Origin of the sequence: Erythrobacter sp. (assembly GCA_019739335.1) — a bacterium.
In the GTDB taxonomy this organism is placed as follows: Bacteria; Pseudomonadota; Alphaproteobacteria; order Sphingomonadales; family Sphingomonadaceae; genus Alteraurantiacibacter.
This window is the reverse complement of sequence record CP073261.1, coordinates 1,054,576-1,075,304: the sequence shown is the minus strand read 5'-3', so window position 1 is coordinate 1,075,304 and position 20,729 is coordinate 1,054,576. Positions and strand designations below refer to the sequence as shown.

The following is a 20,729-nucleotide window of genomic DNA, read 5'->3' as shown; positions in this document are numbered from 1 at the left end:
TCGAATCGCGCTGGCCGGTCACTCTTCCGCTCCGAGCATCACGAAATCGGCGGGCAGCGGGGCCCCTGCGACGATATCGCTCTTGCCCTCACGCGGCACTGTGAGCGCGCGGGCGTGGAGCATGGTGCGGGTGACGCGGGCATCCTTGTGCCCATAGACCGGATCGCCGAGCAGGCTGCGCCCGAACATATGTTCGGCGTGGACGCGAATCTGGTGGGTGCGCCCGGTTTCGGGGCGGAATTCCACCAGCGTGATCCCGCCGGGCAATTCCGCCAGCTTGCGCCAGTGGGTGATCGCGGGCTTGCCTTTCTTGGCGACGATCATCCGCCAGCCCTTCTCGGCGCTGGAAATCTTCGACAGGCCCAGCTCGATCGTGCCTTCGTCCTCGGCGACCGTCCCGGCGACAATGCCGAGATAGACCTTCTGCACCGCCCGCGCCTCGAAAGCGGCATTGAACCGGCGCAGCGCCTTGTGGTTACGCGCCAGCAGCAGACAGCCGCTGGTGTCGGTGTCGAGCCGGTGGACCGGCACCGGCGCGGTCTGGAAGCCGAGCTTGAGCGAATCGAGATGATCCTCAAGGCTCGCTCCGCCCTTGCGCGGGCGTTCGATCGGCAGGCCGGCGGGCTTGTCGATCACGAGCGCCTCGCCGTCTTCGTAGAGGATGGGGATGTTCATGCCAGCGCGCTCTCTATCCTCGCGAGCGCCGCGTCCAGCACTTCCTCGCTGGCGGCAAAGCTGATGCGGAAGCCATTGCGCCCGCCGAAGGCCGAGGCGGCGACGGTGGCGACCCCATGATCGAGCAGGTGCAGCGCCAGCTTGCCGTCGTCGCCGCCAAAGCGGTCCATCAGCGGGCTCGCATCGATCAGGCAGTAGAAGGCGCCATCGGGCACGGGGGTGGAAAGGCCGGGAACCGCGTTCACTCGCGCCACCACCATGTCGCGGCGGCGGCGGAACGTTTCGCGCCAATCGGCGAGGAATTTCTGCGGCCCCTCGAAGGCGGCGACAGCGGCGGCCTGGCTGATTGAGGCGGGATTGCCGCTGGAATTGCTTTGCAAGCGCCCCATCGCCTCGACCAGCCAGCGCGGCCCTGTAGCGACACCGATGCGGAAGCCCGTCATCGCGTGGCTTTTGGAGACGCCGGAGACGGTCAGAATCCGGTCCGCCAGGTCGGGCGCGAGCGCCGCCAGCGTGGCGTGCGGCTGGCCGGTGTAGGACAAGGGCGCGTAGATATCGTCACTCAGCACCAGAATGCGCGGGTGGCGGCGCAGCACTTCGGCGATCCCCAGCAGCATATCGGCCGGATAGACCGCCCCGGTCGGGTTGCCCGGGCTATTGAGCAGCAGCCAGTTGGTGGCGGGCGTGATCAGTGCCTCGAAATCGCCGGGATCGAAGCGATACCCGCGCGCCGGGCCGGTTATCAGCGGCACCACCCGCCCGCCGCAGAAGCGCACCATCTGCGGATAGCTGACCCACCACGGGCTGGGCACGATCACTTCGTCACCTGCACTGACCATCGCCGCCAGCGCTTCGAAAATCGCCTGCTTGCCCCCGGCAGTGACGATCACTTCGCTCGCTTGCGTCACCAGTCCGAGATCGCGGCGGAAATGCAGCGCGGCAGCTTCCTTCAGCCGCGCGGTTCCGGTGACGGGCGTGTAGCGCGTGTCCCCCGCGTCGAGCGCAGCCTTGGCGGCTTCGATCACATGTGCGGGCGTGTCGAAGTCGGGTTCGCCGACGCTGAGCGAGAAGATGTCGCGTCCGGCTGCGCGCAATTCGCTTGCCCTGTCGGTCATCGCGGTGGTGGGCGAGGCCTCGATGCGCAGGAGCGCCTGGCTGAGATGAGCCGCACTCATGCGAGCACCGCAGGCATCAGGCCGCGCAGGGCATTGCCGATGAAGAACCCGCCCGCCAGATCGTCCAGCGTCAGTTCCACCTCGCGCGCGCGGCCCGCGTCGATCAGCGAGCGGCGCAGCACGCCGGGGAGCAGGCCCAGCGCCAGCGGTGGAGTGAGCAACACACCGTCACGCTCGACGAACAGGCTGGTCCAGCTTCCTTCGGTGACGAGGCCGCTGTCGCGCACCAGCAGCGCCTCGTCCGCGCCCGCATCGCGCGCCGCTGCCAGTGCTGCCTCATAGAAAGAACGGTCGCTGCTCTTGTGCCGCAGCCGCCAGTCGTGCGCCACGGTGGGGTGCGGCAGGGCAATGCAGCGCCTGGCGGGAGGCAGGCTCGTGTCGAGCGGAGAGCTTTCCAGCGTCACTGCCCCGCTGCGCGCCAGCAGCAGGCGCACTCTCGCGGGACGCTCCAGCTCGAAGCACAAAGCCTGGATGCGGTTGCGGGTGTCGTGGCGGTCGAAGGAAAAGCCCAGTTCCGCCGCGCTGGCTTTCAGCCGTTCGAGGTGCAATTCGAGTAGCGCAATGCCCTCGGACGGATCGAAGCGCATGGTCTCGATCAGGTCATGACCCCCGGCGGGCCCACGGACGAAGGCGGACTTGATCAGGCATTCGCGCCATTCGCCCATCGCCTCGCTGTCCGCCACGATCGCTCCGCCCACGCCGAGCACCGCCTTGTGCCGCTGGTTCTCGCCCGGCGTCAGGCGGATGGTGCGGATGGCGACGTTGAACGCGGCATCGCCATCCGGCGCGATCCGCCCGATGGTGCCGCAATAGGGGCCGCGCGCATCGCGCTCCACTTCGTCGATCAGTTCCATCGCCCGGATCTTCGGCGCGCCGGTGATCGATCCGCAGGGGAACAGCGCGTGCAGCATGTCCACCGCGCCCTTCCCCTCTCGCAAGCGCGCGCGAACGGTGGAGACCATCTGGTGGACGGTGGGGTAGGTCTCGACCGCGAAGGCCGCTTCCACCTTCACGCTGCCCGCTTCGGCCACGCGGCTGAGATCGTTGCGCATCAGGTCGACGATCATCAGGTTTTCCGCCCGGTCCTTGATCGAGGCGCCCAGTTCGGCGCGGATCGCGGCGTCCTGCGCGGGATCGGCAAGCCGCGGACGGGTGCCCTTCATCGGCTTCACCTTGGCCTCGCGCCCCTTGAGCGAGAAGAACAGTTCGGGGCTGAAGCTGAGCAGGTAGTGCGAACCGTCGAATACCAGCCCGCCGTAGCCTGCGCCTGCCGTGGGGCGGATCGCGGCATAGAGTGCCAGCGGATCGCCGCGCGCGGGGCCTGCCAGCGGGAAGGTTAGATTGGCCTGGTAGATGTCGCCCGCGTGGATCGCTTCCTGCAAGCGATCAAACGCGGCGCAATAGGCTCCGGCGGAGATCTGCGGATCGAGCGGACCGATGCTCGCCGTTCCGCTCGCGCGCGAGGCCAGCCATCCGGGCATTTCGGCAGCCGGGATAATCTCTGGCGCGTCGAACAGGCCCAGCCACACCAGCGGCCCGTCCGCCCCGTTGCGCGCACCGGCCAGGGCGGCGAGCCGTCCTTCCAGCGCTAGCCCCGCCTCATAGGCGAGATAGCCAGCGAGGTGTTTACCCGATTTTACCCGCGCTGCCTCGGCGGCTGCCAGCACGGTCCGCACTTCGGCGGGCTTGCGCGCGACAAACACCTCGATGGGCGCGGAAAAGAAATGCGCATCACTCGCCCCTTCGGCGCGCGCATCGTCGAGCAAAACAAAGGGGCTCTTGCCATCCATCCGCCCCGCTCTAGGGTTCCGCTCGGAATCGGGCAACACGCGAAATAAGGGGTAGGGATGAGCGATATTTTCATCGGCAACGATCTGGGCGGCAACCGGCAGGCGCTCGATCTGGGCCGGGCCAATCGCCACGGGCTGATCGCGGGGGCGACCGGCACCGGCAAGACCGTGACGCTGCAAGGCCTGGCCGAAAGCTTTTCCGCCGCCGGGGTTCCGGTATTCGTGGCCGATGTCAAGGGCGACCTTTCGGGCATCGCCATGCCTGGCTCCTCTCAGTTCAAGCACGCCGACAAGCTGGAAAGCCGCGCTGCCGAACTGGGCATGACCGACTATGCCTACAGCGACAATCCGGTGGTGTTCTGGGATCTTTATGGCGAACAGGGCCACCCGATCCGCACCACTGTTTCGGAAATGGGGCCGCTGCTGCTCGCTCGCCTGCTCGATCTCAACGAAACCCAGGAAGGCGTGCTGCAGATCGTGTTCCGCTATGCCGACGAGAACGGCCTGCTGCTGCTCGATTTCGAGGATCTACGCGCCATGCTCAATTGGGCGCACGAGAATGCGCAGGAGCTTTCGGGCACTTACGGTAATGTCTCGAAGCCCTCGGTCGGCGCTATCCAGCGGCAATTGCTGAGCTTCGAATCGCAGGGGGCCAATCACTTCTTCGGCGAACCGGCGCTGGAGATCGACGATTTCCTCAAGGTGGATGAGCAGGGGCGCGGGCATGTGAACGTGCTCGCCGCCGACAAGCTGATGGAAAGCCCCAAGCTCTACGCCACTTTCCTGCTGTGGCTGCTGGCCGAACTGTTCGAGAGCCTGCCCGAGGTGGGCGACCCGGAAAAACCCAAGCTGGTGTTCTTCTTCGACGAGGCGCACCTGCTGTTCGACGATGCCCCCAAGGCCTTGCAGGACACCATCGAGCGAGTGGTGCGGCTGATCCGTTCGAAGGGCGTGGGGGTCTATTTCGTCACCCAGAACCCAATCGACATTCCCGAGGAAGTGGCCGGGCAGCTCGGCAACCGGGTGCAGCACGCGCTGCGCGCCTTCACCCCGAAGGACCAGCGCGCGATCCGCGCGGCGGCGGAGACATTCCGCATCAATCCCGATCTCGATGTCGCCACCGCCATCACCGAACTGAAGGTGGGCGAGGCGCTGGTCTCGACGCTCGACGACGAAGGTGCGCCCACCGTGGTGCAGCGCACGCTGGTCAAGCCGCCGCGCTCACGGCTGGGGCCGGTGACGCCGAAGGAACGTGCGATCATCCAGTCGGTCAGCCCGTTCGAAGGCAAGTACGAAACGCGCGTGGACCGCGAAAGTGCGGAGGAAGTGCTGGCGCAAAAGGCCGCCGACGCTGCCGCCACAGCCGAGGAAGTAGCCGAAAAAGGCAAGGAGGAAGTCGCCAGACAACCGCGCAAGAGCACCAGTATCTGGGAAAAGGCCGGCAAGGCCGCGATGGGTGCCGCCGCTGCCTCTGCGGCCTCGGTCGCCGCAGGAGCCATCACCGGCCGCCGCAGCCGCGCCAACCCGATGCGCACCGCTGCCACCAGCGCGGCAGGCTCGATTGCAACCGAACTGGGCGGCTCGATTGCCGGGCGGTTCGTGCGGAACTTGATTGGCGGGTTGATGCGCTGAGAACTCGTCATTGCGAGGAGCCGAAGGCGACGCGGCAATCCATCTCCCAAGCGTTCGTCTTGGTGCTCCGGCAGGAGATGGATTGGTTGGCCTTTGGCCCTCTGCGAGTCCGCTTCGCTCGCAATGACGAAGGGTTAGAGAGGCAATCGCAACTCCGCCACCAGCCCCGTCACAGCACCACCAGCCCCCACCGCATTCGCCAGCCGCAAAGTCCCGCCATGCTGCTCCGCAATCGCACGAGCCAGCGTGAGGCCCAGCCCCGCACCTCCGGTTTCGCGGTTGCGTGACGCCTCGCCGCGCGCGAAGGGTTCGAACATCGCGGCGATCTCGGCTTCGGGGATGCCCGGCCCGCTGTCAGCAATGCGGATCACTGCTGCGCCATTCTCCTTCACCAGCGTGATTCGCGCCTGCTCTCCGTAGCGCAGCGCGTTGGAAATGAGATTGCGCAGGGCCCGGCGCAGCCAGGTCGCGCGCAGGGGCAAGGCCATGCGCTCGCTCGCTTCGAGCACCACGTCCTCGCCCATGTCCTCGTATTCCTCGACCACCGCGCCGACCAGGGCAGACAAATCGGTGCGTTCGAGCGGGTCCGACGGGCGGCCGACGCGGGCGAGCGAGAGGATGTCGTCGAGCGAGGTGGTGATATCCTCGATGGTCGCCGCCATCCGCGCGCGTTCGGTATCGTCCTCGACGCTTTCGATCCGCACCCGCAACGCGGCGAGCGGGGTCTTGAGATCGTGGCCGATGGCACCCAGCATCACGTCTTTCTCATCGAGGAGCGTGGCGATGCGAGCTTCCATCGCATTATGGGCGGCGATCAGGCGGCGGGCGTCTTCAGGCCCGGTCGGTTCCAGCGGCGGCTCCCCGTTGCGGGTTCCGCCAAAGCTCTCGACGCGATGGGTCAGTGCGGCGAGCGGGCGGGTGATCCGCCGCAGCAGGACGGCCAGCCCGCCCACCAGAACCAGGTACAGGATCAGGGTCTGCACGATGACCCCTGCCATCACCCCGCGGTTGCCCGCGGGGCGCGGAGCGCGGGCGACGAGCCAGCGGTCTTCCCCTTCGCGTTTCAGCCCCGCCAGCACCAGTTCCCCGTCGGGGTTCCAACGACGGCGGACGAACCGCGAATCGCGGCTAATGCCCCCCATGATGAAGCGATCATCCGAAACGCGCCGTGACAGCACCACCAGTTCGGCAATTGCGATATCCTGCTCGGTCAACACTTCGCGCAGCGCTTCCTCGCGCTGCGCATCGCGCGTCTCGCCGCTTTCCTGTGGGGACTGGAGCGCACGTTCGATCCGCAGGCGGCGGCGCTCGCCGCGATTGCGCCGGTCGCCCCGTGCACTCTCACCGCCACCAGCGCGGAAATCGACGCGCGGATCGGCGACCAGCTGGAAGGCGAGTTCGGCCACCAGCCCGTTCTCGATGCGCTTCTGTTCGGCGCGATAGATCAGCACGGCGGAAATCGCCTGCGCCACCAGCAAGGCCAGCGCGACTGCCAGCAGCATCTGACCCAAAAGACTCTTGGGCAGCAGGCTCTTCGGGAAGAAGCGGCGCATGGCGCTCAGTCGGCCTGCGGCACGAAACGGCGCACTTCGCAGGCGAGGCGGTAGCCGCCGCCCCAGACCGTCTGGATCAGCTTGGGATCGCGGCTGTCGACTTCGATCTTGCGCCTCAGACGACTGACCTGGTTGTCCACCGCGCGATCGAACAGGTGCGCCTCGCGCCCCTGCACCATGTCGAGCAGCCGGTCCCGGTCGAGCACCTGCCGGGGATGATCGAGGAAGGCGACGAGGAGGCGGAATTCGGCGGTCGAGATCGGCACCACCGTGCCTTCGGGATCGGTCAGGCGGCGCTTGAGCGGATCGAGCTGCCAGCCATCGAACTGGTAATGCGCTTCGGTTTCAGGCGCGGCTGTCGCGCCGTTCTTGCCCGCGCGGCGCAGGACCGAGCGGATGCGCGCCACCAGCTCGCGCGGTTCGAACGGTTTGACCACGTAATCGTCGGCACCGATTTCCAGCCCGACGATCCGGTCGGTCGCTTCGTCCCGGGCCGTGAGGAAAATGACCGGGAGATTCTTCGATTCGGTCAGATGGCGGCAGAGCGAGAGGCCGTCCTCGCCCGGCATCATGATGTCGAGCAGCACCAGCTGCGGCGTATCTTCAACAAGCGCGGCACGTGCCTTGGCGGCATCGCTCGCCTGCCGCACGGCAAACCCCTGGCGCGAGAGGTATTCGGCCAGGGGTTCGCGCAGACTGGCTTCGTCATCCACCAGCAGCAGTTTGATCGGTTCTTCGCTCACTCGGCGGGCTGGCCACCACGGCGGCCCCGGCGTTCGCCGCGCTGGGCCTGCCGCTCTTCAGCGGTGACAGTCCCGTCGCTATCGGCATCCATGCGGTCGAAGCGGGTAAGCGCAGCGGCAGTGAATTCGGCCTGGCTGATCGCGCCGTCACCGTCAGTATCGGCGCGCTGCATCATCATGCCGCGCATTTCGCCGCCACCGCGCATTCCGCGTCGGCCCATGCGGTGGCCGCCACGGCCTTCGGTGCCGCGCTCAGCACGCCGCTCTTCACGCGCTTCACCGCGAGCCTCGCGGGATGCCTGCATTTCCTCGAAGCTCAGCTGGCCGTTGCCATCAGCATCCTGTGCGTCGAAACGGGCGCGCATCCGGGCTTCGCGGTCGGCGGTATTGATCACGCCATCCGAATTGGCATCCATCCGGGCAAATTGTGTTGCGGCACGGGTTTCGGCTGCGGAACGGGTAACGTCACCGCCGCGCTGCGCCTCTTGCGCATAGGCGATGCCGCCAGCGGTCAGGCTGGTGGCTGCAAGGGCAAGGATCAGGGTCTTTTTCATGTGTCACTCTCCACGGGAGTAGAAGGGTAGAGCAACGAGGCACCGCCTTGAAGGGGGGAGGGAGGAGGATCGGCACCCCGCTGCTCTATGTTCCAGCTTCTACGGGTCACATGTCGCACGGATATGCCGGGATCGGGCAAAAGTGTCGCATATTGTCGCGCGCAGCGCTCGGCGTTCACCTGCGCTTTACTTGCGGGCGGGACAGGGATCAGGTTCGTGGCCGATGCTGGGTGCCGAGGCCGGCAGTGATGAACAACGCTTCCGCCTCGGTATCGACATCTGCCGTGTGCCAGACTCCTGGCGGATTGATCGCATATTCGCCGCGCGTCAGGCGAATGGACTGCTGATCGCCATCGATGTCCTGTATCAACGTGATTGCGCCGTCGGTGCAGATGACGACTTCCGCGCCTTCGGGATGCATTTCCCACATCGCCCAGCTTTCGGCGAAGCGGTATTGCGAAACCAGCCGCGCCTCCGCTCCGTCCGCAGCGGTGCGTTCGCCATAACGTTCGTACCAATCCATGCCGTCGAATGGCGGTAGCGGTTCCGCCGTGGCACCAAGGCCGAGGTTGATCCAGTTCTCGCTCAGCCGGTGTTTGGTCACAGCGGAGCGCAGCCGCGTTCGAGCCAGGCCAACGCTTCTCCTTCGAGTTGCGGGACGAGCACTTCACGCACCTTGGCGTGGTAGCTGTTCCACCAGGCGATCTCGGCTTCGCTCAGCAGGCTCTTGTCCACCAGGGTGCGATCGATCGGCACCAGCGTGAGCGTTTCGAAGCCGAACCAGTCGCCTTCCATGCCTTCGATCTCGCGCGGTTCCACCAGTACCAGGTTCTCGATGCGGATGCCGTATTCGCCGGCCTTGTAATAACCCGGTTCGTTCGAGAGGATCATCCCGGCGAGCAGTTCCTGATCGGTGCCCGCCTGCCCGCCGCGCCCCTTGGCGATCCGCTGCGGGCCTTCGTGGACCGAGAGGAAGCTGCCGACCCCGTGGCCGGTGCCATGCGCGTAATCGACTCCTGCGGCCCACAGGAATTGCCGCGCCAGCACGTCCAGTGCCGAACCCGGTGTGCCGGCGGGGAAGGTCTGGGTGTCGAGCGCGATATGGCCCTTGAGCACGCGGGTGAAGCGGTCCTTTACTTCGGCAGGCGGAGCGTCGGGGCCGATCCACACGGTGCGGGTAATATCGGTGGTGCCGTCACGATACTGCCCGCCCGAATCGACCAGGTACACCGAGTTGGGTTCGAGCGGCAGGCAGGTCTCCTCGCTCACCCGGTAATGGCAGATGGCCCCGTTGGAGCCTGCGCCCGAAATGGTATCGAAGCTGAGATCGACCAGTTGGCCGGTCTCTTCGCGGAAACCCCGCAACCTGGCGGCGGCGGACAGTTCGTCCACCGTGCCCTTCGGCCCTTCGCCTTCGAGCCAGTGCAGGAACCGGGTGACCGCCGCTCCGTCGCGCGCCTGCGCGGCGCGGTGCCCGGCCTGTTCGGCAGGAGTCTTGATCGCCTTGGGCAGCAAAGCGGGATCGGTTTCGCTGACGATCTGCGCGCCGACCTCGTCCAGCCGGTCGAAAATCGCATAGACCGAGCGTTCGGGATCGGCAGCCACGCGCTTGCCCGCCAATTCGGCGAAAGCGGCGGAGAAGCTGTCGCGATCGCGGATCCGCACGGCATTGCCCAGTGCTGCGGTGACTTCGGGAGTGACCTTTTCGGGCGCGATGAACCAGTCTGCCGTGCCGTCCGCCTGCACCATCAGGTAGGACAGCGCAACCGGTGTGCGGTCCACGTCTGCGCCGCGAATGTTGAGCGTCCAGGCCACCGAATCGAGCGCGGAGATCACCACTGCATCGAGTCCCTCGGCCTTCAGCCAATCGGCAATTGCGCCGCGCTTGTCGGTGCTGGAACGGCCGGTGAGTGCATCGTCCTGCACGAATGCGGGCGCGGCGGAGGCTTCGGGCCGGTCCGCCCAGACGGCATCGATGGGATTGCTGTCCACTGGCACTAGCTCCATGCCTGCCTTCGCCAGCCGGGCACCCGCAGCGCGCGCCCAGCCGCGCGTGTGCAGCCACGGATCGAAGCCGATGCGCGCGCCCGAAGGCGCCTTTCCGGCCACCCAGTCTCCCATCGAATCCTTGGGAACCGAGCAGTAATCGAACAGGCGCCCGTCCACCTGGTCGCGCACCTGGATGGTGTAGCGACCGTCGACAAACATCGCCGCATGATCCTTCAGCACCACTGCGCTTCCCGCCGAACCGCCGAAGCCCGTCAGCCACGCCAGCCTCTGGGCATAGGAACCGACATATTCGGACAGGTGCTCATCGCTGATCGGCACCACGAAGCCATCGAGCTGGCGGCGGGCAAGCTCCTCCCTGAGAGCGGAGAGGCGGGCTTCGTGGGTCTGCATCAGCATGGCGGGCTCTTTTCCGGTTTCGTGTGCAATCGAATGGCGATAGGCACTCCACATAGTCCCTCAAGGCTCCGGTTTCCAGCCGCAGCCGGGGGCGTCCATGCCAGAGGGATTATCCGATGTCGCAAATCCGCCCGCTAGCCCTTGCCGCCCTGCTGGGCATCGCTACGGCGCTTCCCGCAATGGCCCAATCGACCGAAAGCGAAAGCGAACCCGTGAACCACGATACCAGCATCGCGCCGCCGCGCGCCGAGCAGCGCCCGCACACCTACACGCACCACGGCATCACCATTTCCGATCCCTACAACTGGCTGCGCGATGCCTCCTATCCGACCATCGATGATCCCGACGTGCTCGCCTATCTCAATGCCGAGAACGCCTATTTCGAAGCGCAGATGGGCGGACAGGCGGCGCTGGTGGACGAACTGTTCGCCGAAATGCGCGCCCGCATCAAGGAAGCCGATGCCTCGGTGCCGCAGCGCGACGGGGATTACGAATACTGGTCCGAATTCGAGGAAGGCGGGCAATATCGCAAGCACTACCGTCGGCCCGTCGGCACTGACGAACGGCAACTGATCCTCGATGGACCGGCGCTGGCCGAAGGGCTGGAATATTTCAGCCTCGGCGCGATGTCGGTGAGCGAGGACGGGCGCTATCTCGCCTATTCGACCGATACCAGCGGCGGCGAATTCTACACCGGTTTCGTCAAGGACCTGACGACGGGAGAACTGCTGCCCGACCGGATCGAGAACCTCAATTCGGGCCTGATCTGGGCGGCGGGGGACTCGATGCTGGTCTATGGCCGCGCCAACGAGAACTGGCGCGTCGATCGCATTTTCGCGCACCGTGTCGGCGAGACCGGCGAGGACCGGGAAATCTACCACGAGGAGCAACTGGGCTTCACCGTCTCCCCCGGCCTCTCCTCCAATCGCGAATGGCTGATCCTCGCCACGGGGGACAACGAGACCAGCGAAGTCCGCCTGCTGCCCGCTTCCGATCCCTTTGCCGAGCCGCTGCTGGTGCGCGCGCGGGAGACCGGGGTCGAATACGACGTGGACGTGCGTGACGAGACATTGTTCGTCCTCACCAACGACAATCACGTCAACTTCCGCCTCGCCACCGCGCCGATGTCCGCGCCTGCAGAGTGGACCACGCTGATTGAAGGTTCTGACAGCTTCTACCTCACCGATTTTGACCTATTCCGCGATTTCTACGTCACCGAAGGGCGGCTGGCCGGCCTCGATCAGGTGCAGGTGCGCTATTACGACGATCCGGCGCGGGTGGACCCGATCAGCTTTCCCGAAGCCGCCTATTCGGCGGGTCTCGGCAACAATCCCGAATGGGCGATGGACGCCTTGCGGCTGAGCTACGAAAGCCCGATCACCCCTGCCACCGTCTACGATTACCACGTCGCCAGCCGTGAGCTCGAGACGCTGAAGGTGCAGGAGATTCCCAGCGGTTTCGATCCCTCGCTCTACACCGTGGAGCGAATCGCAGTGCGCGCACGCGACGGGGCGATGGTGCCCGTCAGCGTGATGTATCGCCGCGACCGTGAACCCGGCGGGCCGCTGCATCTCTATGCCTATGGCGCCTATGGCTATGCCGTGCCTCCCGGCTTTTCGACGACGCGCCTGAGCCTCGTCGATCGCGGGGTCGCCTATGCTATCGCCCACATTCGCGGCGGGGACGATCTGGGGCGCAACTGGTATCTCCAGGGCAAGATGGAGGAGCGGACCAACACCTTCAACGATTTCGTCGATGTCGGGCGGGCGCTGGTGGCGCGCGGGCTGACGGCGGAGGGCCGGATTTCCGCCAGCGGCGGCTCGGCTGGTGGCGAACTGATGGGCGCGGTGGTCAACCAGGCACCCGAACTGTTCGGCGCGGTGGTGGCGCACGTGCCCTTCGTCGATGTGCTGGGCACCATGCTCGACGAGACGCTGCCGCTGACTCCCGGCGAATGGCCCGAATGGGGCAATCCCATCGAGAGCAAGGCAGCGTTTACGCATATCCTGAGTTATTCGCCCTACGATCAGGTCTCCGCGCAGGACTATCCGCCGATGCTGGTGACCGCCGGGCTGAACGATCCGCGCGTGACCTACTGGGAACCCGCCAAATGGGTCGCCCGCCTGCGTGAATTGAAGACCGACGACAACCTGCTGCTGCTCAAGACCAATATGGGCGCCGGCCACGGCGGGCGTTCGGGGAGGTTCGAGGGCCTGCGCGAAACGGCGGAGGAAGTGGCGTTTATCCTGTGGCAGCTGGGGGTGGTGGAGCAGGGGAGCGAGTGAGCAACCACTTCACTCTCACCTTCACCGCGCTGCCCGAACACATCGACATTAATGGGCACGTCAACAACACCGTCTGGCTGCGCTGGATGGAAGACTTGTCGGGCGCGCACTGGGATGCACAGGCGCGTGCGGAGGACCGGGACCGCTACGCCTGGTTCGTTTTGCGCCACGAGATCGACTATCGCGGCAATGTCGGCCTTGGCGCGGTGGTGACAGGAACCACCGAAATCCGCGAAGGCCCCAGAGGCCCGCGCTTCAACCGGCATTACCGCTTCACCAATGAAGCAGACCGCGAACTGGTGCGCGCCAAGACGACCTGGGCCATGATCGACAGGGCCAGCGGCAAGCTGATGCGCGTACCCGGCGAAGTCGCCGCGCCGTTTATGCCCGAAGGCGGGTGGGAGCGGGCTGTCTGAGGATTCGGCAAAAGCCGCTATGCGCGGCAAAGCGCCCTGGAATGGCGCAATCTTTTGGCCTTCATCCTCGCCCCGCCGACGCGCTAGAGGGAGCTAAAGGTCATCGAAAAAGGGGAAAGTGATCATGGTACCGAAAGCCACAATAGTTGCGCTTGCCCTTGCATGCGGCGCATGTGCCCAGACATCAGGACCCGAAAGCGCATCCGGGCCGACTTCGCTTGACCGGGCGCGCGAGGTAAGCGGCGGCCTTTCGGCCATGTCGCAGCAACTGCGGCTTGTCGACCTGCCGACACCCACCGGCCCCGCCCGCAGCCTGTTCAATGGCCGTGATCTCAGCAACTGGGACAGCTGGCTTGGCTACCCCGATCCTGCGGTCACCTATCGCGACGATCCGGGAGCATCGCCCGTCGGCACCAGCCGCGATACGGCGGGTGATTTCGCGGTGCGCATGATCGACGGGGCGCCAGCCATCTGGATCAGGGGCGAGACCTGGGGCAGCCTGGTCCACCGTGAGGATCTGCGCGACTACCACCTGCGGCTGGAATTCAAATGGGGGGAGGAGACCTTTGCCCCCCGCGAAGCGCTGCCGCAGAACAATGGCCTGCTCTATCACACCCACGGCGAGCCGGGCGCGGTGTTCGGTACCTGGTCCCCGTCGATGGAGTTCGAGATCATGCGCGGCTCTACGGGAATGCTGGTGACGGTAGGCAGGGATGTGCGCGGCCGCACTACGGTTGCGCATGACGCTGCGCTGATCGAACCACACCTGCGCTTTCAGCTGGGGGGGACCGAGGTGGACATGGCCAACCGCACCCCCACCTGGAACGTCGAGACTGCGCAGGATGTGGAACTGCCGGTCGGGGAGTGGAACACGCTGGACCTCTATGTGCTCGGTGACCGCGCAGTGCATGTGGTGAACGGGGTTCCGGTGGCGCAGGTGTGGGATATGGCGACGGTGGCACCAGACGGCTCGCGCCAGCCGCTGACGTATGGCCGGATCCAGCTCCAGTCCGAAGGAGCCGAAACCTGGTTCCGCAATATCACGGTCGAACCCATCGCCAGCCTGCCGCGGATTGTCGCCGGGTAAACCTACCAAAGCCACAACGGCACGATATGACCGGGGCCCCTACAGCCAATCACGCCGCCACGCGGCGGTCGTTCTTGCGGCGGTCCGCCTTGCGGTGCGGTCGGAACACTTTGAGCCGCTCGCTGGCGGTGCAGTTGCGACCGTTTTCCTTGGCTTCGTAAAGCAGCCGGTCGGCGTGTTCATACAGCGACAGGAAGCCCGCGTCCGGCCAGGCGTCCGCCGGAGCTTCCACCACGCCCATGCTGGCGGTGACGGTAATCGGCACGGCGGCACAATTCTCTACCGCCGCCGCAATCGCTAGGCGCAATTCCTCGGCGCGCGCCAGCGCATGGTCGCCGCGCAGCAGCAGCACGAATTCCTCGCCACCCATGCGGAAGGCGCGCATCTGGTCATCGCGGCTGCGCAGCACCTTGCCCACGCAGCGCAGCACTTCATCGCCCGCGGCATGGCCGAAGCGATCGTTGACCGCCTTGAAATGATCGAGATCGATCGCGGCCAGCGCGGTGAAGCCTTCTGCGCGCAGGCCGGCAAACCGGGCTTCGAGCGCACGGCGGTTGAGCAGACCGGTCAGCGGATCGCGTTCTGACAGTTCCTCCATCACTCGCGCCGTGCTGCGGGCGCTATCGCGCTCGCGCTTGATGGTCATGAAGCGGTCGGCAACCGCAAAGGATGTCACCACGACTTCGAAAGCGAGGGCAAGGCATTGCTGCCACAGGCCCTCGATCGGGGCATTGATCGGCCCGAACAGGGTCGAGAATATCCGCATCAGCCCGACCAGTATCAGCGGGGTGTAGGCAAGGACAATGAAGCGGATCGCGCGGCTGCCATTCCTCCAGGCACGCCCCATCAACACCAGCAGCATGATCACGAAGAGCAAGTAGCCTGCGTAGTAGGCCTGTATCGCACCAGCGCCAAACACTGCCGGACCCAGGTACATTGTCAGCCCCAGGCCAATTGCGAGCACCGGAAGCGCTTGCGCGACCCGGCGATCGGTGCGGCTGAAAATGCCCGGCTCGATAAAGCTCATCAGGAACAGGGTGGATGCAGCGACCATCAGGTCAAATGATAGCGTGGATAGCGCCGGGAGGAGGTGCGGATCGATCGTCCACACCAGTTGCGTCACGCCGGTCACGGTCGCCGTGTTCACCGCGGCAAGGAAGCAAAACAGCCCGTGATAGAGCGGAAACCGCTGACGCAGGGTGCGGGCGAAGCCGAGATCGAAGAACACCGGTGCGAGCAGGAGACCGCACAGCAAGGCAGCGAACAGGTGCGAAAGCCCGGCGACCTTTTCGAACGGCGGGCCGCTGACCGCCGCAACATCCCGCATCCGTCCGGGAAAGTTCGGATTGTCGATGGCAAGAATGATTGCGGTTGCCGGTGAACCGAGTTGGGGAACCGGAACGAATGCCTCCCAGAAGGTCTCCCCATCGGTGAGATCATCCGGGCCAAGGCGATTCGACACGCGGCTGCCATCGGCGGCAACTGACTGGACCTCGAGCACGTCAAAGCGTTGGCGGCGCATCGAGATATAGTCGGCGGGTGCTTGCGCAAGCCGCTGATCGAGACGGACGACTATGCGCTGCCCTTCGCTCGGCCATGCATCCGGATTGCAGTTCCAGCGCCCTGCTTGGCGCGCCAGTTCCTCCAGCTCTTCACCGGAAGCTGCAACAGTGTGGCACACCGAGCCGGGCGCAAAGTGCGCTTCCTGCGCGCGCGCAGGTCCGGGCAGGGCCAGCCCGCTTATGGCCAGCAACAGGCTAAGAAAAAAGATTGGAATCCCCCGCATGATGCAGGGATTGGTATCCCCACTGCCCTTCTATCGGGTTAACCCAACAGGGGTATTGCTACGCGCTCAGGCGATCGCCTCGGCGATCGGCAGCAGCTCGTATCCCAGCTCGCTCGCCACTGCCGGATAGGTCACCCGGCCCGCGTGGACGTTCAGCCCCTGCGCCAAGTGCGGATCTCGGCGCATCGCTTCCTTCCACCCCAGATTGGCGATGCGGATGGCGTGGGGCAAGGTGACGTTGTTGAGCGCATAGGTGGAGGTGCGGCTCACCGCTCCGGGCATGTTGGCAACGCAGTAATGCACGATATCGTCCACCACATAGGTCGGATCGTCATGCGTGGTGGCCTTGCTGGTTTCGAAGCAACCGCCCTGGTCGATGGCCACGTCCACCAGAACCGCGCCCGGCTTCATCGTCTTGAGCATGGCGCACGTCACCAGCTTGGGCGCGGCAGCACCGGGAACGAGAACGGCGCCCACCACCATATCCGCTTCGGCCACGGCTTCCTCGATGTTCGCGCGACTGGCAAAGCGCGTGCTTGCCCGGGCTTCGAAATGGGTGCCGACCTTTTCCAGCACTTCCGGATTCAGGTCCATGATGACGGTATCCGCGCCCAGCCCGGCAGACATTTGCGCGGCGTTGAAGCCGACTACGCCGCCGCCGATAATGACGACCTTGCCGGGCATAACGCCCGGCACTCCGCCCAGCAGCACACCGCGCCCGCCGTGTGCCTTTTCCAGCGCGCTGGCGCCCGCCTGGATGCTCATCCGTCCCGCCACCTGGCTCATCGGCTTCAGCAGCGGCAGGCCGCCGTGTGGGCTGGTGACGGTTTCATAGGCGATGCAGGTCGCACCCGAATTGACGAGTTCCCTGGTCTGCTCCGGATCGGGGGCGAGGTGGAGATAGGTGTAAAGCAACTGGCCTTCGCGCAGCATGGCGCGTTCTCCGGCCTGCGGTTCCTTCACCTTCACGATCATTTCGCATTCAGCGAAGATTTCCGCCGCTGTGGGGACCACCTTTGCCCCGCGCTCCTCGTAATGCCGGTCGAACGCGCCGATGCCGTCGCCCGCGCCGGTCTCGATCCAGACCTCGTGCCCATTGGCGACCAGCTCACCCGCGCTTTCGGGCGTCAGGCCGACACGGTATTCGCGGTTCTTGATTTCCTTCGGGCAGCCGATGCGCATGACGAGTCTCCTTGCCGGGGGTCGTTACGACTGAAACCGGAAAAGGGCAATCTGCGGCGGGCTGATGGCTGCTGATCCTTTTACGCCCGAGCGAAGTTGCGGAACTCTCGGCCTGGGCAGCCATTGGTCTGACAGACAAACTCGCATTTCTGGAGGAATTTCATGTACGGCTGGGCATTTACCCTCGCCATCGTCGCCCTAATCGCGGCGATCCTCGGCTTCAGCGGCGTTGCCGGCGCGCTGGCCAATATTGCGCTGATCATCTTCGTGATCGCCTTGATCGGAACAGTGGTGTTCCTCGTCATGGGCTGGAAGGCTGCAAAAGGCGTCGGCCGCCGGCTCTAGCCGGCGTGCACTGCTTCGATGCCGGGGACGGTAATGGTTCGGTCCCCGCCGAAGTCTTCGTGGACGCAGATCAGCCCGGTCTTTTCGAGATGTTCGAGCAGGCGGCGGATGCGGCCCGGTGAAGCGGTGCCGTAAACGCGCGCAAGCGTCGCTTCGTCGGGGGTGCCGTGCCCTTGCGCGGCGGAGACGAGGATGGCGAGATATGGCGCGAGGACATCGTCCGCGACCCCTTCTGCCAGCCGTTCGACAGCGGCGCGCGGCGACGCCTCCAATTGGTCGACCCCGGCGGCAGCAAAGGCGAAGCGGCGGCGGAATGCGGGCATGTCGATATGCGCCGAGGCGATGCCGCGCTCCCGGCAGCGGGTGGCAAAGCTGCGGAACAGGGTGGCGGTGGGGAGGAAGGTTGCGCCTTCTTCGGCTGCGAGTTCCCACAGCACCTCCTCCACCGATCCAGTGGGAGCGGGCCCGGCGGGTTCGGCCCCGCGTTCGGCCCCGATCTCTGCAATGCTCTGCGCCAATTGCTCCAACGCCGGGGCTGGCGGGGACGAAGGCGGCGACGGGCGATGCACAGCCTCGGCAGCTTCCTGCGCCAGTTCGGCGTGCAGCAGTGCGCCCATTTCCACCGCATCGGCCTGCGGCAACGGAGTTAGCGCGGCAGCGCCGCTTTTGCCCCCCGATTGCACCGTGCCGATATGCACCGCCACCGGCCGGCGGCTAATTGCCGGGCCAAGGCCGAGGAAATGCCCGCGCTGGAGGTCGCGAATCCGCTCCGCCTGCTTGCGATCCATCCCGAGCAGGTCCGCCGCGCGCTGCATGTCGATATCGAGGAAAGTGCGCCCCATCAGGAAGTTGCTGGCTTCCGCCGCGACATTCTTCGCCAGCTTGGCGAGCCGCTGGGTGGCGACGATTCCCGCCAGCCCGCGTTTGCGGCCCCGGCACATGAGGTTGGTCATCGCCGCCAGCGACATCCGCCGGGTGTCTTCCGCCATCTCACCTGCGGCTGACGGCGCGAACATCTGCGCTTCGTCCACCACCACCAGCACCGGATACCAATGTTCACGCGGGGCATCGAACAGTGCGGTGAGGAATTGCGCGGCGCAGCGGATTTGCGCTTCGACTTCGAGATCGTCGAGCGCCAGCACCACCGAGGCGCGATGCTGGCGGATGCGGCCCGCCAATGCCTCGATCTCGCGCGGGGAATAGCTTGCGCCCTCGATTACCACGTGATCGAAATGATCGGCCAGCGAAGTGAAATCGCCTTCAGGATCGATCACCACCTGTTGCACCAGGCCCGCGCTCTGTTCGAGCAGCCGGCGCAGCAAGTGCGACTTGCCGCTGCCCGAATTGCCCTGCACGAGGAGCCGGGTGGCGAGCAGTTCCTCCACGTCGATGGCTACCGGCGTGCCATGCGCGTCCCGCCCGATTTCGATTTCCGCTTTCACGGGTGGGGGGATAGGAGAGGCGGGGCGCTTGGCCTAGGTGCGGCAAGCAGTTTATCCAGCGATCAGTGAAGATCGCGGGTTGGGGAGAGAGATTATGGGTAAGCGGGCAATCGCCTTGGTGGCAGTGGGCGCGGCGGCACTGGCAGCGGGTTCAGCGGGCGGCACTCCGGCGCAAACAGGAACCAGCGATTTCGGCGCACGCTGTGAAGTCCTGACTGGCCAGCGGATGGGCGAGGTGGTCATCACCTCGGCAGAGTTCCTGCCCGAAGGTCGCACCATCCCCGCCGGATTCGGTGGCCCGGAGGTGCAGATGCCGCCGCATTGTCTCGTCACCGGGACGATCAACCGGCGGACCGGGGCTGGCGGGGTCGAATACGGGATCGGTTTCGAACTGGCCCTGCCGCTCGAATGGACCGGCCGGTACCTGTTGCAGGGCGGCGGAGGGCTCAACGGCTCGGTGCGCCCGCCCGTCGGCCCGGTGGCGGCGGGTGCGGACAATGCCCTGGCGCGGGGTTTCGCCGTTGCCAGCCATGACAGCGGCCATCGCGGCGCGGTGTTCGACAACAGCTTCTACGCCGACCAACGGGCGGCGCTCAATTTCGCCGAAGCCTCGGTGCGTACCGTTACGCTGGCAACCCGCGCGATCACCGCGCAATTCTATCAGGCCGACCCGCACCATTCGTACATGACCGGCTGTTCCACCGGTGGGCGCGAGGGGATGCTGGCGAGCCAGCGCTATCCCGAGCTGTTCGACGGGATCGTGGTCGGCGCCCCCGCCATGCGCCCCGGGCATGGCAACCTGGCGATCGAACTGGCGCAGGTGCAGTTGAACGCCACACAACCCGCCGGGACCAGCACGCCCGCCGGTTTCGATGCCACCGAGCGACGCGTGATCGAGCGTGAACTGACCCGCCAGTGCGACGGGCGGGACGGGCGCGAGGATGGCATCATCGCCAATGTCGAGGCCTGCCGCGCCTTCGATCCCTCGGCGCTGCAATGCCGGGCCGGGCAGACTGGGGGCCAGACCAGCGAATGCATTGCCTCTCCCAAGGTCGAGGTGCTGCGCGAGGCCTTCGCGGGTCGCGACTTCTACACGGCGATCCCCTGGGACACCGGCATCACCTATAACGGCCCCGGCATCGCGGGCTATCTCCCTTCCGGCCAGCCCGGCCCGTTTGGTCCCGCCACTTCGGCCCGCGCGATGGATGAAGCGGCCCGTCTGCGCGAACTCGAATGGGATGCCGTGGGGCGGCTGACCGACACTGCCTACTGGACCAATCTTTCGACCTATCTCGGGCGCGGCAGCAAGATCATGTACTACCACGGCGTCTCCGATCCGTGGTTCTCCGCCTACGACACCTGGGACTATTTCGAGCGCGCCCGCGAAGCCAATGGCGCCGAGGCATGGGATCAGGCGGCGCGGTTCTACATGATGCCGGGGATGCTCCATTGTGGCGGCGGCGAGAGTTTCGACCGGATCGACCTGCTGACGGCGATGGTGGAATGGGTGGAAGGCGGCACTGCGCCCGCAGGCCTCACCGCAACCCGCAGCAGCGGCGCACCGGGAGAACGTCCGCTCTGCCCGCATCCGGCCTATCCGCACTATGTCGGCGGCGATCCCGATACGGCAGCGAGTTATGCCTGCAGGGGAGGGTGAA

Annotated in this window: 17 protein-coding genes; 6 read left to right on the top strand and 11 right to left on the bottom strand. The window is 65.8% G+C overall.

Going from position 1 to position 20,729, the window contains the following annotated elements:
* Nucleotides 1-18 precede the first annotated feature (18 nt).
* Genes JY451_05275 through pabB form a run of 3 tightly spaced genes read right to left on the bottom strand, consistent with a single transcriptional unit; the run spans nt 19 to nt 3,640 of the window.
* The gene (locus tag JY451_05275) at nt 19-675 is read right to left on the bottom strand and encodes an RNA pseudouridine synthase (protein QZH75988.1); all 657 of its coding nucleotides are present in this window, start codon (nt 673-675) and stop codon (nt 19-21) included.
* A complete protein-coding gene (locus tag JY451_05270; protein QZH76572.1) occupies nt 672-1,790 on the bottom strand; it encodes a pyridoxal phosphate-dependent aminotransferase in 1,119 nt (372 codons plus the stop codon). The genes JY451_05275 and JY451_05270 overlap by 4 nt, the downstream gene beginning before the upstream one ends.
* Nucleotides 1,791-1,846: 56 nt before the next feature.
* Nucleotides 1,847-3,640 carry an aminodeoxychorismate synthase component I gene (pabB, locus tag JY451_05265; protein ID QZH75987.1) on the bottom strand — a complete coding sequence of 598 codons (1,794 nt, stop codon included), beginning with the start codon at nt 3,638-3,640 and terminating at the stop codon, nt 1,847-1,849.
* A 57-nt stretch (nt 3,641-3,697) separates the two neighbouring features.
* Here pabB and JY451_05260 point away from each other — a divergent pair, with 57 nt between their 5' ends.
* On the top strand, nt 3,698-5,272 hold the full coding sequence (locus JY451_05260; GenBank protein ID QZH75986.1) for a DUF853 family protein: 1,575 nt from the start codon (nt 3,698-3,700) through the stop codon (nt 5,270-5,272).
* A gap of 134 nt (nt 5,273-5,406) precedes the next feature.
* On the opposite strand, the gene JY451_05255 is transcribed toward JY451_05260, so the two are convergent.
* The 5 genes from JY451_05255 to JY451_05235 form a co-directional block, all read right to left on the bottom strand.
* A complete protein-coding gene (locus JY451_05255; GenBank protein ID QZH75985.1) occupies nt 5,407-6,825 on the bottom strand; it encodes a two-component sensor histidine kinase in 1,419 nt (472 codons plus the stop codon).
* A 5-nt stretch (nt 6,826-6,830) separates the two neighbouring features.
* Nucleotides 6,831-7,568, bottom strand: a complete 738-nt coding sequence (locus JY451_05250; protein QZH75984.1) for a response regulator — start codon at nt 7,566-7,568, stop codon at nt 6,831-6,833.
* Nucleotides 7,565-8,122, bottom strand: a complete 558-nt coding sequence (locus tag JY451_05245) for an EF-hand domain-containing protein (protein ID QZH75983.1) — start codon at nt 8,120-8,122, stop codon at nt 7,565-7,567. Before JY451_05245 ends, JY451_05250 begins: the two co-directional genes overlap by 4 nt.
* A gap of 208 nt (nt 8,123-8,330) precedes the next feature.
* Nucleotides 8,331-8,645: a cupin domain-containing protein gene (locus JY451_05240; protein ID QZH76571.1), complete on the bottom strand. Its 315-nt coding sequence runs from the start codon at nt 8,643-8,645 to the stop codon at nt 8,331-8,333.
* Nucleotides 8,646-8,722: 77 nt separating this feature from the next.
* Nucleotides 8,723-10,528: an aminopeptidase P family protein gene (locus JY451_05235; protein QZH75982.1), complete on the bottom strand. Its 1,806-nt coding sequence runs from the start codon at nt 10,526-10,528 to the stop codon at nt 8,723-8,725.
* A 116-nt stretch (nt 10,529-10,644) separates the two neighbouring features.
* Between JY451_05235 and JY451_05230 the strand changes: the two genes are divergently transcribed.
* From JY451_05230 to JY451_05220, 3 genes are all read left to right on the top strand, one after another.
* Nucleotides 10,645-12,813: a S9 family peptidase gene (locus tag JY451_05230; protein QZH75981.1), complete on the top strand. Its 2,169-nt coding sequence runs from the start codon at nt 10,645-10,647 to the stop codon at nt 12,811-12,813.
* A complete protein-coding gene (locus JY451_05225; protein QZH75980.1) occupies nt 12,810-13,229 on the top strand; it encodes an acyl-CoA thioesterase in 420 nt (139 codons plus the stop codon). The genes JY451_05230 and JY451_05225 overlap by 4 nt, the downstream gene beginning before the upstream one ends.
* Before the next feature lie 124 nt (nt 13,230-13,353).
* Nucleotides 13,354-14,316, top strand: coding sequence for a DUF1080 domain-containing protein (locus JY451_05220; protein ID QZH75979.1), 963 nt, complete (start codon nt 13,354-13,356; stop codon nt 14,314-14,316).
* A 49-nt stretch (nt 14,317-14,365) separates the two neighbouring features.
* On the opposite strand, the gene JY451_05215 is transcribed toward JY451_05220, so the two are convergent.
* Nucleotides 14,366-16,069 (bottom strand): diguanylate cyclase, encoded by a 1,704-nt coding sequence (locus JY451_05215; GenBank protein QZH75978.1) that lies wholly within the window; start codon nt 16,067-16,069, stop codon nt 14,366-14,368.
* A 99-nt stretch (nt 16,070-16,168) separates the two neighbouring features.
* Nucleotides 16,169-17,284, bottom strand: coding sequence for an alanine dehydrogenase (gene ald, locus JY451_05210; protein ID QZH75977.1), 1,116 nt, complete (start codon nt 17,282-17,284; stop codon nt 16,169-16,171).
* A 162-nt stretch (nt 17,285-17,446) separates the two neighbouring features.
* Here ald and JY451_05205 point away from each other — a divergent pair, with 162 nt between their 5' ends.
* Nucleotides 17,447-17,629 carry a DUF1328 domain-containing protein gene (locus JY451_05205; protein ID QZH75976.1) on the top strand — a complete coding sequence of 61 codons (183 nt, stop codon included), beginning with the start codon at nt 17,447-17,449 and terminating at the stop codon, nt 17,627-17,629.
* Here the strand turns inward: JY451_05205 and JY451_05200 are convergent.
* Nucleotides 17,626-19,071 carry an ATP-binding protein gene (locus JY451_05200; GenBank protein QZH75975.1) on the bottom strand — a complete coding sequence of 482 codons (1,446 nt, stop codon included), beginning with the start codon at nt 19,069-19,071 and terminating at the stop codon, nt 17,626-17,628. The genes JY451_05205 and JY451_05200 overlap by 4 nt on opposite strands.
* A 94-nt stretch (nt 19,072-19,165) precedes the next feature.
* Between JY451_05200 and JY451_05195 the strand changes: the two genes are divergently transcribed.
* Complete coding sequence (locus tag JY451_05195; protein ID QZH75974.1) at nt 19,166-20,728, top strand: tannase/feruloyl esterase family alpha/beta hydrolase; 1,563 nt, start codon at nt 19,166-19,168, stop codon at nt 20,726-20,728.
* Nucleotide 20,729 lies beyond the last annotated feature (1 nt).